The 13,863-nt window shown below is 63.8% G+C and carries 10 protein-coding genes and 1 pseudogene; 6 read left to right on the top strand and 5 right to left on the bottom strand.

Going from position 1 to position 13,863, the window contains the following annotated elements; translation table 11 throughout:
* The first annotated feature begins 195 nt into the window (after positions 1-195).
* Positions 196-1,575 (top strand): glucan biosynthesis protein G, encoded by a 1,380-nt coding sequence (locus AC3WLX_RS31610; protein WP_492338897.1) that lies wholly within the window; start codon positions 196-198, stop codon positions 1,573-1,575.
* Entirely contained in the window at positions 1,563-3,686 is a 2,124-nt protein-coding gene (gene mdoH / locus AC3WLX_RS31605; RefSeq protein ID WP_492338875.1) for a glucans biosynthesis glucosyltransferase MdoH, read from the top strand. The genes AC3WLX_RS31610 and mdoH overlap by 13 nt, the downstream gene beginning before the upstream one ends.
* Positions 3,687-3,770: 84 nt before the next feature.
* On the opposite strand, the gene AC3WLX_RS31600 is transcribed toward mdoH, so the two are convergent.
* Positions 3,771-4,862 carry an enolase C-terminal domain-like protein gene (locus AC3WLX_RS31600; protein ID WP_492338874.1) on the bottom strand — a complete coding sequence of 364 codons (1,092 nt, stop codon included), beginning with the start codon at positions 4,860-4,862 and terminating at the stop codon, positions 3,771-3,773.
* A 192-nt stretch (positions 4,863-5,054) separates the two neighbouring features.
* On the opposite strand from AC3WLX_RS31600, the gene AC3WLX_RS31595 reads away from it, so the two are divergent.
* From AC3WLX_RS31595 to AC3WLX_RS31585, 3 genes and pseudogenes are all read left to right on the top strand, one after another.
* Positions 5,055-6,617: an adenylate/guanylate cyclase domain-containing protein gene (locus tag AC3WLX_RS31595; RefSeq protein WP_492338873.1), complete on the top strand. Its 1,563-nt coding sequence runs from the start codon at positions 5,055-5,057 to the stop codon at positions 6,615-6,617.
* 341 nt (positions 6,618-6,958) lie between these two features.
* Complete coding sequence (locus tag AC3WLX_RS31590; RefSeq protein ID WP_492338872.1) at positions 6,959-8,692, top strand: hypothetical protein; 1,734 nt, start codon at positions 6,959-6,961, stop codon at positions 8,690-8,692.
* Positions 8,693-8,780: 88 nt separating this feature from the next.
* A pseudogene (locus AC3WLX_RS31585) lies at positions 8,781-9,037 on the top strand (adenylate/guanylate cyclase domain-containing protein); the annotation flags it as partial.
* Between the two features lie 486 nt (positions 9,038-9,523).
* Here the strand turns inward: AC3WLX_RS31585 and AC3WLX_RS31580 are convergent.
* Together AC3WLX_RS31580 and AC3WLX_RS31575 are read right to left on the bottom strand one after the other, a co-directional pair.
* On the bottom strand, positions 9,524-10,453 hold the full coding sequence (locus AC3WLX_RS31580) for an alpha/beta hydrolase (RefSeq protein ID WP_492338871.1): 930 nt from the start codon (positions 10,451-10,453) through the stop codon (positions 9,524-9,526).
* 300 nt (positions 10,454-10,753) lie between these two features.
* Positions 10,754-11,323: an alpha-ketoglutarate-dependent dioxygenase AlkB gene (locus AC3WLX_RS31575; RefSeq protein ID WP_492338870.1), complete on the bottom strand. Its 570-nt coding sequence runs from the start codon at positions 11,321-11,323 to the stop codon at positions 10,754-10,756.
* A 79-nt stretch (positions 11,324-11,402) separates the two neighbouring features.
* Between AC3WLX_RS31575 and AC3WLX_RS31570 the strand changes: the two genes are divergently transcribed.
* Positions 11,403-11,543, top strand: a complete 141-nt coding sequence (locus tag AC3WLX_RS31570) for a hypothetical protein (RefSeq protein WP_492338869.1) — start codon at positions 11,403-11,405, stop codon at positions 11,541-11,543.
* A 22-nt stretch (positions 11,544-11,565) separates the two neighbouring features.
* Here the strand turns inward: AC3WLX_RS31570 and AC3WLX_RS31565 are convergent, their stop codons facing one another.
* On the bottom strand, positions 11,566-13,152 hold the full coding sequence (locus AC3WLX_RS31565; protein ID WP_492338868.1) for an ATP-binding protein: 1,587 nt from the start codon (positions 13,150-13,152) through the stop codon (positions 11,566-11,568).
* Positions 13,149-13,853 carry a response regulator transcription factor gene (locus AC3WLX_RS31560; protein WP_492338867.1) on the bottom strand — a complete coding sequence of 235 codons (705 nt, stop codon included), beginning with the start codon at positions 13,851-13,853 and terminating at the stop codon, positions 13,149-13,151. Before AC3WLX_RS31560 ends, AC3WLX_RS31565 begins: the two co-directional genes overlap by 4 nt.
* Positions 13,854-13,863: the final 10 nt, after the last annotated feature.

The raw sequence follows: 13,863 nt of genomic DNA, 5'->3' as shown, positions 1-13,863 counted from the left end.
CCTGTGGAACTCGCGGGCGCGGCGGCCGTTGCTTGGCCGCGGCAGCAGGAGCGAGGAGAACGCGTGAACCGACGCCAGCTTGTTCAAGGGTCGGCAGCGCTGCCGGCGTTGCTGCTCGCGTCGCGAAGCGGTTTTGCCGCCGCTCGCGCGTCGGAGGAGGCATTCGGATCGTCCAAGGTGAGGGATCTTGCCCGTATGCTGGCCGGGAAGCCGTACGAGGCGCCGGACGAGAAGCTGCCGGGTGGATTACAGGAGCTCGACTACGATCAGTATCGTTCGATCCGCTATTTGCCCGAGCGCGCGCTCTGGCGCGGCACGAAGCTTCCCTTCGAAGCGCAGTTCTTCCATCGCGGCTTCCTCTACAAGAACAGAGTGAACATTTTCGAGGTCGCGGACGGAAAGGCAACCGAGCTCAAGTATCGCAAGGCGGACTTTTCGTTCGGTGAGAAGGTGCCGGCGTTCGAGGATGCCGATCTTGGGTTCGCGGGCTTCCGCATACACGCGCCCATGAACCGCGCCGACTATTACGACGAAGTCTGCGTCTTCCTGGGCGCGAGCTACTTCCGCGCCGTGGCCAAGGGACAGACTTACGGGCTTTCCGCCCGGGCACTTTCGATCGATACCGGCGAAGCCAAGGGCGAGGAATTTCCGCTCTTCAAGACCTTCTGGCTCGAGCGGCCGGCGCCGGGTGCGACCTCGCTGGTGATCCATGCCCTGCTGGACAGCAAGAGCTGCGCAGCGAGCTACCGATTCACGGTGCGGCCAGGGGACACGACGGTTTTCGACGTCGAAATGTCGGTCTACCCGCGCGTCGAACTGCAGCGGGCCGGACTCGCGCCCATGACCAGCATGTTCTTCTACGGTCCGAACGACCGCAACGGCATCGACGATTTCCGCCCCTCGGTCCACGATTCCGATGGACTTGCGATCTTCAACGGGCAGGGCGAAAGCCTGTGGCGGCCGCTCAGCAATCCCCGCGACCTCCAGATCAGCACCTTCCAGGATCTCAATCCGCGCGGGTTCGGCTTGATGCAGCGGGAGAGAAACTTCGCCGCCTACCAGGACATCGAATCCAGCTTCGAGAAACGCCCAAGCCTCTGGATGGAGCCGATCGGCGATTGGGGCGAGGGCGGGGTCATGCTGTTCGAGATCCCGACCAAGGAGGAAGTTCACGACAACATCGCCGCATTCTGGCGGCCGAAGAATCCGCTGCAGGCCAAGGGCGAGCACAACTACACCTATCGGCTGCATTGGGGACCAGATAGCCCGAAGCCGCATTCGCTCGCCAGGTTCACGCGAAGCGCGATAGGGGCAAAGGGCGAGGATGCGCGCCTCTTCGTGCTCGATCTGCTCGGCGACAACTTGAAAGGGATCGATCCTGCCGGCGTCAAGGGCGTGGTGGCGGCGGAAAAATCCGAGATCAAGAACATCGTCACGCAGCCCAATCCCTATACCGGCGGTTGGCGGCTCAGCTTCCAGTGCCAGGTGAAGGGTGAGCCGATCGAGCTTCGGGCGTTTCTGGCCCAAGGCGACAAGCCCTTGTCGGAAGTCTGGGTCTACCGATGGGCCCCCTGAGCACGGCACCGCGGCCGGTTGTTGGCGAGATCGCGAGCCAACGCCTGCTGCCGCACGAGTCCCCCCTTCCGATGGCGCCGGGCGACCTCGGAAAGAACCGGGTATTGGACCGCATTCCTGCGCAGATCGCCCGCACGATGGTTTGGCGGCGCGGCCTCATCCTGCTCTCGACGGCGGCGCTCACGTGGGCGGGCGGCTACGAGATGTATCGCGTGCTGCAGGTCGGCGGCGTCACGGTCCTCGAAGGCATGGTGCTGGCGCTCTTTCTGGTCCTGCTCGCCTGGGTCGCGTTTTCGTTCGCCTCCGCCGTGGCGGGCTTCGTTGTGCTGCTGACCCATCGTCCGGACGAGGGTGCCTTGGCTTCCGGCGCGGAACTGCCTGCCATTGCAAGCCGCACCGCCATGCTGCTTCCCACCTACAACGAAGACCCGCACCGATTGACGGCGCGGCTCCGTGCAATGATCGAATCCTTGGAGGCGACCGCGCACGGAGAGCTGTTCGACTGGTTCGTTCTGAGCGACAGCACCGATCCCGACATCTGGGTCGCCGAAGAAAAAGCGCTGCTCGCGCTGCGGCAGGACGTCGGAACACGGCTGTATTATCGCCACCGCGCCGAGAACAGGGAGCGGAAGGCCGGCAACATCTCCGAGTGGATCACGCGGTTCGGCGGCGTCTACGACTTCATGATCGTGCTCGACGCCGACAGTCTCATGAGCGGCCAGACCGTCGTCCGATTGGTGAATGCCATCGAGACCAATCCCAGTGCCGGGCTCGTCCAGACGCTCCCGATGATCGTCAACGCGCGAAGTCTGTTCAGCCGCGTCCAGCAATTCGCGGGCCGCTTGTACGGACCGATGATCGCCGCCGGCGTTGCCTGGTGGCACGGCTCCGAAGGCAACTACTGGGGCCACAATGCGATCATCCGCGTGAGGGCGTTCGCCGAAGCGGCGGCACTGCCGCAGCTGCGCGGGCGCAAGCCCTTCGGAGGACACATCCTCAGCCACGATTTCGTCGAAGCCGCGCTGCTGCGGCGAGCCGGGTGGGGCATCTACATGTTGCCGATGCTCGGCGGAAGCTACGAAGAGGTGCCGCCGTCGCTGCTCGACTTCGCCGCGCGCGACCGACGCTGGTGTCAGGGCAATCTCCAGCATCTCGCTGTCGTGCCTGCGCGGGGCCTGCATTGGGTGTCGCGCCTGCATTTCATGGTGGGAATCGGAGCATATTTGACGGCGCCGCTGTGGCTGCTGTTCCTGCTGTTGGGAATGCTGATCTCGCTGCAGGCCCGCTTCGCGCGTCCGGAGTATTTTCCCAAGGGTTTCTCCCTGTTTCCGACCTGGCCGGCCCAGGATTCGGTGCTCGCCATCTGGGTGTTCGTCGCCACCATGGCGCTGCTGCTGTTGCCCAAGCTGCTCAGCCTGGTGCTGCTTTGGATACGGCGCCCGGTGCGACGACAATTCGGCGGCGCTTTGCGGGCCTCGGCCGGAGTCTTCGCAGAGGTCGTGGTATCCGCGTTGATGGCGCCCGTGATGATGATCTTTCAGTCGATCGCGGTGGTCGAGATCCTGGCCGGCCGCGATGCTGGCTGGCAGACGCAAAGGCGGGACGACGGCACGGTGGAGCGCCGCGAGCTCTATCGAAAATACAGCGTCCCGACCTTGTGCGGCGTTGCGATGGCGGCAAGTGCGTACGCGGTTTCGCTGCCCCTTCTGCTCTGGATGTCCCCGGTCGTCGTTGGGCTGCTGTTCGCGGTTCCCATCGGCGCGCTGACTGCCAGGCCCGCGTCCGACAAATTGTTCGTCACGCCCGAGGAGGTAGCGCCGCCTTCGGTGCTACGTCGAGCAAACCAACTGAGCGAATCGCCGGATGCAGGGATCAGGCCCGCGTTGCTGGAACTGCGCGAAGATGCCAGGCTTTTGGCCTTCCACGTCGCACAGCTGCCGCTTCCACGCGCCGTCCGGCCCGACACGATCGACGCGAATCTGGCGGTCGGCCGTGCCAAGGTCGATGCGAGCGATACTTTCGAGGAGGCCATCGCCCATCTGTCCTCCCGGGAAGTTTTTTCGATCTTGAACGACGGTTCGGTGTTGCCGGCGATATTGCAGAAACAATGAACACGCGCCGGCGGGTGGTCGGCTGTTCACCGGTTGCAACATCAGCAATGAAGAAGACGCGAAGGAGCGTCTGCCGATCAAGGCCTATCCCACCAGATATTTCTTCACCGCCGCCTCATCCCACGCAATCCCGTTGCCCGGCTCCTCGCCCGGCAGCGCAAAGCCGTCCTTGATCTTGAGCCGCGTCGCCAGCACCGCGTCGGCCCAGTCGACATATTCCAGCCAGTGCGCGGTCGGCGTGACGCAGAGCAGATGCGCGCTCACTTCCGAGAACAGGTGCGTGGACATCTCGATGCCGGCGGCATGCGCCAGCGCGGCGGCTCGGAGCCAGCCGGTGACGCCGCCGATGCGCTGGACATCAGGCATCACGTAGTCGCAGGCTTCCGCGGAGAGCGCGGACTGCATCGAGAAGGCGCTGTCGAAGTTTTCGCCGATCTGCACCGGCGTACGCAGCGCGTCGGCAATGCGGGCGCAGCCGGCATAATCGTCATGGCGGATCGGCTCCTCGATCCAGGTGAGGCCCTCGTCGTCGAGCATCTCGCCGCGGCGGATGGCCTCGGTCACCGTCAGCGCCTGATTGTAGTCGCACATCAGCGTGACCCGATCGCCTACGGCCTTGCGCACCGCGCGCACGACGGCGAGATCCTCCCGCGCATCGGGACGGCCGACGCGGATCTTGGCCGCCCGAAATCCCTCGGCCAGCAGCTTGTGGGCTTCGTCCACCGCGGCGCCGGCCGGCATGATGCCGAGGCCCTTCGAATTGTAGGCCTGGACCGGCTTTGGCGCGCCGCCGAGCAGGCGCGCGAGCGGCAGGCCGCGTGCGCGCGCCAGCGCATCCCAGGCCGCCATGTCGATGCCGGATTGCGCCAGCCGCTGCAGGCCGGCGAGGCCCAGCAGCGTGAAGCGCTGGCTCAGCTTGCGTTCGATCTCGAAGGGCAGCAGCTCGTCGCCGGCGAGCAGGTCCGACATCTCCGCGACCATCGCGGCCAGCGGCTTCAAGGCCGAGGGCGTGAGCGAGAACAGATAGGAATGGCCTACTGCGCCCTGGTCGGTCTCGCAGTCGATCAGCACCAGCGGGGCCTTTGCGACGGCCCCGGTCGCGGTCTGGAGCGGCAGGTTCATCGGCACGATCACGGGACGTGCCCGGAAGCGCTTGATGCGGATGGTCTCGGTCATGGGTCTCTCCCGGCGGAGCGGATGCAGGTCGGCGCCGATCTTAAGCATCCGTGATCAAACGAAAAGGCGCCTGGTCCGACCCACCATAAAATGGGGTTGCGCCGGCCGGCAAATCTTGGCTCTGTGCCGCCGCAGTGTTTGCCGCGGATTCCAGAAGATTTGCGACAAAATCGCACACAACGGAGCCACAGGGTGAAACAAGAGATCTCCGGAGAACAGCGCAAGAGCAGCATCTTCACGGGTGCCGTGATCGTCTTCCTCCTGCTCGCCCTGCCGCTCGCGGTGTGGCTGGACCTGACCGAGCTGAGCAAGACGGCGCTGCGTCGGCAGGCGATCGATCTCAACTCGGTGATCACGAGCGTGCGCAGCTATTACGCCTCCAACGTGGTCGGGCGCGTGCTCGCCAACCCCAATGGAAGCACCAAGGTCGCGCACAATTACGAATCCATCCCCGGCGCGATCCCGATCCCGGCGACCTTGTCGCTGGAGCTCGGCCGGGTGATCGGCGCGCAGCAGGAGAACATCACCTATCGCTTCGTCTCGGACTTTCCGTTCCAGAACCGCGCCCCGCACCAGCTCGACAAGTTCGAGAAGGATGCCCTGGAGGCGCTTCGCAAGGATCCCGAGCAGAAGATCGTGGAGACCGAGACTTCTTTGTTCAACGACAAGGTCCGTCTCGTCGCCCCCGTGACGATGGGGCCGGCCTGTGTCAGTTGCCACAACAGCCATCCCGAGAGCCCGAAGAAGGACTGGAAGGTCGGCGACGTCAGAGGTATCCAGGAGGTGATCATCGCCCAGCCGATCGCCGCCAACATCTTCTCGTTCAAGTTCCTGCTGGCTTATTTCCTGATCGCCGCCGGGAGCGGGCTGGCGTTCCTGTCGCTGCAGCGCCGCCAGGCGCGCCGCATCAAGAACATGAACAAGGAGCTCGAATCCGCCAACGACTTCCTGGCGTCGCTGTCGATGAAGATCTCGCGCTACATCCCGCCGCAGGTCTACAAGGGCATCTTCTCGGGCCAGAAGGACGTTACCATCCACACCGAGCGCAAGAAGCTCACCATCTTCTTCTCCGACATCCAGAACTTCACGGCGACCGCGGAGCGGCTCCAGCCCGAGCAGCTGACGCAGCTGCTCAACGAATATTTCACGGAGATGTCGGTGATCGCTCATGAATATGGCGGCACCGTCGACAAGTTCATCGGCGACGCCATGCTGATCTTCTTCGGCGATCCCGAGACCAGGGGCGACCGCGCCGATGCGCAGGCGTGTCTCCAGATGGCCTGGCGCATGCAGCAGCGGCTTGCCGAGCTCAATGCGAAATGGCGGGCATCCGGCATCGAGCAGCCGTTCCGCTCGCGCATGGGCATCAATTCCGGCTATTGCAATGTCGGCAATTTCGGCAGCTCCGACCGCATGGACTACACCATCATCGGCGCGGAGGCGAACCTCGCCGCGCGCCTGCAATCCATCGCCGAGCCCGGCGGCATCGTCTTGAGCTACGAGACCTTCGCGCTGGTCAGCGACATCGTCCGCGCCCACGCGCTGCCGGCGATCACGATGAAGGGCATCAGCCGCGAGGTGATCCCCTATTCGGTCGATGCGTTGTCCGACGGAGCGGCCGAGAGCAGCGGCATCATCACCGAGCGCGCACCGGGCCTCGAGCTCTACCTCGATCCCGCCGTGGTGAAATCAGGCGACGCCGCACGCGTGCGCTCGCTGCTGGAGAACGCGCTGGCCTCGCTGAAGCCGGCGTGAAAGGGCAAAGGAGGGCGCCTCTACCGCTTGCGGTGAGGCAGCTGTTGGTTTGGCAGGTGTTAGCCCCCGCCGGCGAGTTTTCCCTGAGGTGAGCTCCCGCAGTTGCTCGGCGGCGATTTGTACTAGAAGCGACGCATGGTCTCTGGCGTAGCCTCCTATCGAGTAAAAGCAGCGCGCTTGAAGGCCAAAAGGTAACCCCTCTGCTCGTCGGCGAATACGTCCGGTTGGTCGGTGGGGCGCGTTACGGGCAACGTGAAGGATGGCAAAAAGTCTCTTGAACTTGTGGCGAGGCAAACTAAAGTTGCAACCATAATTTGTTGATGCCTTGCGGAATTTTGTGCATGCCAAGACCAACTCTCAACGTAGCGGTGGCCGGCGGTGGACCCGTTGGTCTTCTTTTCGCGCTGACGCTTCGCGATTTGATGCCCGAGGATGTTGCAATCGAGATCTTCGATGGCCGTTGGACCAGATCAAAGGCCGGAGATATTGTTTGGCGCGGGAAAGAGGATGGAAACGCCAGAAGACAACAAGTCGTAACCATTCAAAGCCGACAGTACTCGCGGTTTCCGAAAAGCGTAAAGGAAGCATTGTTCGCTGACAAGGAAGCCTTTTCCGAGATGTGGCCTATTGGGCCCGACTCTCCCGCAAGCTTGGGGCCGCCAAGGAACATCCGCATCTCTTATGTTGAAGACAAGCTCTTGGAGCTTGCAGAAGGCACGAGCCATATTACGCTTATCGCTCAAAATTTTGAGCCTGACCCAGAAGGTGCCAATCTTAATGGAAAGCGGGTGTTGGTAATCTGTGACGGAATTTCAGGGACTACCCGAGCAGCCTATCTCACCCGCTTTGGTCGAGAGGACTTAGGCATCTATTCGATCGACGGTACGGCACCCCTTCAAGATACCGTCTTGGGTCTGCGAGTTAAGTCCAAGCTGCCCGACTCTACCGCCGTCGTTCTAACTGTAGCGCAGAACCGATATCTACTGAACTCCCTTCGGGGCGACGGTTTTCTCAACATGCGCCTAGCACCTGAAGAGGTGAGGGAGGTCGTTGGGTTCAATAAGGAAAGGATGGAATTTCTCGACTGTATTCAGTCTAATCCGTGCTTGATGGTAAGAAGGCGGCCGCAAGACGATTTTGTTTGCCCTACGCACAACACTTATTTTAAACCCGCGCTGGACGCTAAAGTAAACGCGTCGGCGCTGTGGCCGCGCGTCTTGGAAGGTCTCAAGCTGTTCGACGTCGATGCAGACAACCTTACTGGCATAACGGCCTTTCGTCTGCAAATGGCACAAAGGCCCCGCTTTACGGCAGAGCTCATTCCGCCGACGCGGTCATCGAATGCCATTTACGGCGCGCTATTGGGTGATGCCGCAAGCGCCATACACTTCTGGCCCGGTCGGGGATTGAACAGCGGATTTGCTTCCGCTCAATCATTGGCGAAGACGCTCGCGGAACGATGGACCGAGGATGGTAATCTGCGAGATGCCGATTTTATGCGGCATGAGGCAGCAATGGCCATGCTGCAATACCGACACAAAACTCGTGCTTGGCGAGCCATGGTTACCACAGATCAAAGGGGCACGTTGGTCCCGATCCAACAGATAATTGGCCAATCTTACCGGGACGGTGCCGTTGTCCAAAATTACGGCGATTTGTTTCTGGATCGATTGATTCAAATCCGTAATCGACTTCGGGACCGACTGGATGAACCACCGACGGATCGAGAGCTTAAGAGAATCGTTTCAAAGCTATCCGTTCAAACGTTGAAAACCCTTGTGGAAAGCGAACCTTGGGATACGGCGACAATGGGTGGCGAAGAAGCAGACTTTGAACTCCTATGGCCCCAAAATAAGCAGCCCCAAGCAAAGCCCGAGCCTAGGTCGCCGCCTCCTCCGCCTTCGTTACCGGCCGCGATGGAAGCGCAGGCAATAGCAGCAGAGGAGAGAAAGCGGCCGTGGAGGCGTTTTGTCGGTATTGTGTTCCTTTCGTTGGTTGCTGCTGCCTCTATCATCGTCTGGCAACGCGGGCCAACAGCGGCACTTGCGGACGTGCGAGCAATACTTGGATGGTGACCGGAGCGGTCGGCGTCTACGTTCAACCGTCAAGGCCCGGCGCTCCTCGTCCTTGCTTCATTTTGAATTGCCCGCTGAGGTCTAGAAAGAGGCGCGGGCGATCGCCCTCGGATATGGTGGTGCCGTCGACAAGTTCATCGGTGATGCCCTGCGGATCTTATTTGGCGACCCCAGGACCAAGGGCGACCGCGAGGACGCAGAGGCCTGTCTGCAATGGCTTGGTGCATGCAGCAGCGCCTTGCGGAGCTCAACGCAAAACGGCGGGCGTCCTGCATCGAGCAGCCGTTCCACTCTCTCATGGGTATCAGATTCCGACTATTGCAATGTGGGAATTTCGGCAGCGCAGCCGGCGTCGCTCAAGCCGGCATGGGTGTGATCAGACTTGCGTAATTGCCGACTAGGAAGCGTATGAGCACTCGTCTCCTAACTCTCTCCGCAAGGCGGTGCCCATATCATTTTGACTGAATTTGGCCGGATGTTATCGTGGGTAACGGCGACGATCTGAGAAAGATTAGTAGCTGTTCCGCCGTCGTGAAATTCGACGATACCTCTTGTTGGCCCCCGGCATCGCCGGCCCCACGAAGTCGGCTCAATCCGCACCGAGGCAAACGGATGTAAGTCGAACGTTTGGCAATCCTGTGGCTCGGGACGCCTTCAACGAGCGCGTAAAGATGAACGAAACGGCAGGGATGTTGACAGGGTATTGCGCGCGGGGTGCTCTCTCACTGAGCGAGTCCCCGTGCGATGCCGCACTCCCTGACCTTCTCGCGAGGGAAGGTGCAGGAAGGGCCAGCCAGGGTGTGGCTTGTCAATAGCGGAGCCGCGCCTCGTCTACGGCAGCCCCCGCGCCTCCAGCTGACGCACCAGCAGCAGCGTCGGCTCGGCGAGGCTCTCGCCGGAGCCGTCGAGGCCGAAGGCGCTCGCGATACCTTCGCGGCTGCGCAGCAGCGTACTGCGTGGGCAATGGCCGGCACCGCACAGCGTCTTTTTCAAGGTCTCGCCCTGCGCCACGAGGCCGGCGGAATCGTCCGCGGCCCAGGCCAGCACGATCGGCACGTCGACATTGAGGATGCCGGGGAAGACCGAGCGCTTGTCGTACTTGGCGGCGTCAGTGCCGAGATAGGCCTTCTCGCTGTCGCTGGCGTCCTTGCCGGCCCGGTAGATCCCGGACACCAGCACAACGCCGGCGACGTCGGCGCCCTCGCTCTGCAACTCGGGATGCGCCAGCATCGTCGCGAGATGGAAGGCGCCGGCGCCGTAGCCGACGGCCACGATCTCGCGGCGATCGCCGTTGAACAGGTCGATATTGCCGTGGACCCAGGACAGCGCCGCCGCCACGTCGGACGCGCCGGCCGGCCAGGTCGCCGCGGGCGCCAGGCGATAATTGACGCGGACCCCGATCATGCCGTTGCGCGCGGCAAAGCACATGGCCTGGTCCTGGATCTGGCGCGACAGCTCCGGCGCGGAGCGGTCGCCGGTGAAGGTGTCGCCGGTCACGAACAGCAGCACCGGCCGCGGCGTATCCGCCTTGGTCGCGCTGGTCGCGACGTCGAGCACATTGGCCTCGCTCTCGCCATAGCGCAGGCCGCGCGAGAAGCTCACCTGCTCGCACAGCCGCGCGGTGCCGCCGGCGATGGTGTCGGAATCGGTGAGGCCCACCTGCATGAGGTCGGACCGCGGCGAGAGCCGGCCCGGCACCGGCGCGTGGGCGGAGGCCGCGGTCATGGTCAGGAACAGGCAAACTGTCAGATAATGCTTCATGGTGCTGTCGGCGCTGCCGGGCTCATATGGGCTCGCTGATCCGGTCTGTCTTTTCAATTTGCCTCATTAGTCAGCCGCCTTGAGGCGAATTCGCGGCGCCTTGGCCGGAACGCCGCCGGCGCGCAACCAGGCAACTTCCTCGCATGCCGTCGCCTCAGGACGCAAGCACGGTCGAATTGCGGCGCGCGGCCATTTTGTCTCGAACCGTCAGGGCCTTGTCCCGCGCCGCCCGGCCGCGAGCAGGAAACGGCTGTCTACTGTGCATGGGGTTGTTTTCGCGGCTTTGTTTTGGACGACCGGTCAGGCCCGCTTCATGGTCCGGAAGGTGATGGAATAGCGCCGCGCCTCGACCGGCGGAATGCTGTGCTCCCACCCCGAGCGCGCCTCGCCGTCCATCATGTAGAGCGAGCGCGGCAGGGCCTCGATCGTGTGGCGCTCCCACGTCTCGCCGGTGCGGCGGCGGAAGCGGAATTTGCAAGGCGAGCCGAGCGACAGGCCGAGCACCTTGTCGAAATGCGGCTTGTCGCGGTGCCAGCCGATGCCGACGCCGGCCTCATATTCGGTACACAGCACCTGCCGGACGCTGCCCTCCAACAGCCCCGCCCACGCCTCGACCTGTTGCGCGACCGGCCGTACCCAGTCCGGGATGGGCTCGGCTTCGGCCAAGCGCTGCAGGGTGTAGTCGTAGCGGTAGCCGAACGAGGCCACGCGGCGATTGCCCTCGAAAGCGCCGAACTGGAAGCGCTGCAGCGGCAATGCTGCGATGCGGCCGATCAGCTCCTGCTCGGCGGCGCGCTCGATGAAATCGTCCGCATAGCGAAGGCCGACAGGACCTGCTTGCGGGTCGGAAAATAATCCGAGCTGCGTCATTCCTCGCATTTCCGTGATGGAACCTAGTGGCGGCTGCTGCGACTTATCTATGACGCGGGAAGAAACGTGCGAGGCTGTCATGGCAGAGAAGCATACCGCCGATCCGGTCGAGATCATGCGCGCGACCGGTTATCCGGAGCTGGAATACGCGGCTGGCTGGACCATCGCTGGTCTCGTCACCATCGGCACCATCGTCGCCGCCTGGGTGTTCGCGATCTGAGGCATGATCCGCGCGTCGCGCCTCAGATCACAGGGAACTGGAGTTCGAAGGCCGCGCCGTCGCCGGTCGGCTTGAGGCTGATCGAGCCGCCATGGCTTGCCATCACCGCGCGCGCGATCGCGAGACCCATCCCGGTGCCGCCCTGGTCGCGGCGGGTGGTGAAGAACGCATCGAAGATCCTGTCGCGGTTCGGCGCCGAGATCGCCTCGCCGTCATTGCTCACGGTCAGCCGCAGGGTCGTCCGCTCGTCCACCGCCTCCAGCCGGATCGTCCGCGCCTTGTGCCGCATCGCATTGTCGGTGATGTGCGACAGCACGATCAGCGCCTTCTCGCCGGACATGCCGATCGCCCGGTCGAGACTGCCGCTGGCCTCGATCGCGCTTGCCGGAAACCTGGCCCTGAGATCGGCGATCACCGGCGCCAGTTCGGTGCGCTCGTTCTGCGGCAGGCTCTCGGCGCGGGCGAGCTCCCGCAGCCGCTGCGCCATCGCCTCCAGCCGCTTTGTGTCCGACAGGATGTTGGCGATGAACGTGTTCTGCTCGGCCGGCGTCAGGCCCCCGGCCTTGCCCTGAACCGAATCCTGCAACAGCTCGGCCGCGCCCTTGATCGAGGTCAGCGGAGATTTCAGCTCGTGGGTGAGATGGGCCGAGAAGGTCGCGATGTAGTCGGAGCGGCGCGCCAGCTGCTCGGCCATGCCGAGGAAGCTGTGCGAGAGCTGGGCGAACTCGCGCGTGCCGTAGTGCTTCAGCGGCTGGAACGCCTCGCGGTCGCCGCGGCCGATTCTCGCGGCACGCTCGACCAGCTCGCGCATCGGCAGCGTGATGGTCCGCGCGAACACGAGGCCGATCGCGATCGTGCCGAGGATCACGGCGAGCCCGGCCAGCACGAACTTGCCGCGCTCCTGGTAGAGGTGGTCAAAAATATTGCTCGGCGTCCGCGTGGTGTAGATCACCCCGGCGACGCGGTTGTTGACGATCACGGGCATCGCCGAGAACACGTGAACGCCGAGGCCACGGCTGAAGGAATAGATCGGCGGCGGCGGCTTGTCTGGCACACGGTTGCGCAAGGTGGCGCGGTACTGCCCGTGAAGCGCATCCGCGACCTCCTCGATATGGGCGAGCGACTGCCCGACCTCCTGCCGCCCGGCGATCACCACGCCCTGCCAATCGAGGATGCGAAAGCCGGCGAGCGTCACCTTCTGGGTCTCGCGGATGATCGGCGTCAGCCGGGCGCCGATCTCGACATAGGCTGCCTGCGCGGCTTGCGGCGCACGGAGCGCATCGGGCCGCCGCCGCAACAGGTCGTTCGCGGTAAGGTCGAGCGCGGGACGGATCGGCGTGACGGGGTCGCCTGGGTCGGGCAACACGCCCGGCGGCACCTCCGGGCCGAGCGTCAGGCCGCCGTCGAGCCGTGCCGCGACCTCCTGCGCATAGATCGTCGCCAGCACGCGGCTCTGTGCGATCAGCTCGGCCTGGGTCTGGCGGATCAGCTGGTTGTCGTAGAGGCGGAAGAAGAACAGGCCGACCAGCGGCAGGATGGCGACGGTGGCCAGCACCGTGAAGATGACGAGCCCAAGCGAGGGCCGCCATTTCTCAGGCGCTGCGCTCATGCCTCTTGCTCGCAACGGCCGAGCTTGAAGCCGACGCCATGGATGGTCTCGATCACGCTCTCGCAATTCAGCGCCGCCAGCTTGGCGCGGATGTTGCGGATATGGCTGTCGATGGTGCGGTCGGAGACCTGGATGTTGAGCTGGTAGGCCGCCCGCATCAGCTGCTCGCGGTTGAACACCGAGGTCGGCCGCGTCAGGAAAGCGCGGAGGATGCCGAACTCGATCGCGGTCAGCTTCAGCGGCGTGCCGGCGAATGAGGCCAGATGCTGCTCGGGATCGATCAGCAGGCCGCCTTGCGCCAGTGCGGTGGGCCCGGCCTTGGCCTCGCCGTTGCGCGGGCTGAGGCGGCGCAGGATGACGTTGACCCGCGCCACCAGCTCGCGCGGGCTGAACGGCTTGGTGACGTAGTCGTCGCCGCCGATCTCGAGGCCGAGGATGCGGTCGATCTCCTCGTCGCGCGCCGACAGGAACAGGATCGGCACGTCGGAGCCTTTGCGAATCTCGCGGCAGACCTCGAGACCGTCGAACTCGGGCATGCCGATGTCGAGTACGATCAGGTCGGGCTTGTCGGCGGCAAAGCGGCTCAGCGCCTCCTTGCCGTCGCGCGCCTCGATGACGTCCATGCCGGCCTTCTTGAGCGCGACGCGGACGACCTCGCGGATGTGGCTCTCGTCGTCGACGATCAGAATGCGATGCGCCAAAGGTCTCTCC

It is taken from the genome of Bradyrhizobium sp. FW305-F6, assembly GCF_058782905.1.
This window is presented reverse-complemented; position numbering and strand designations above follow the sequence as displayed.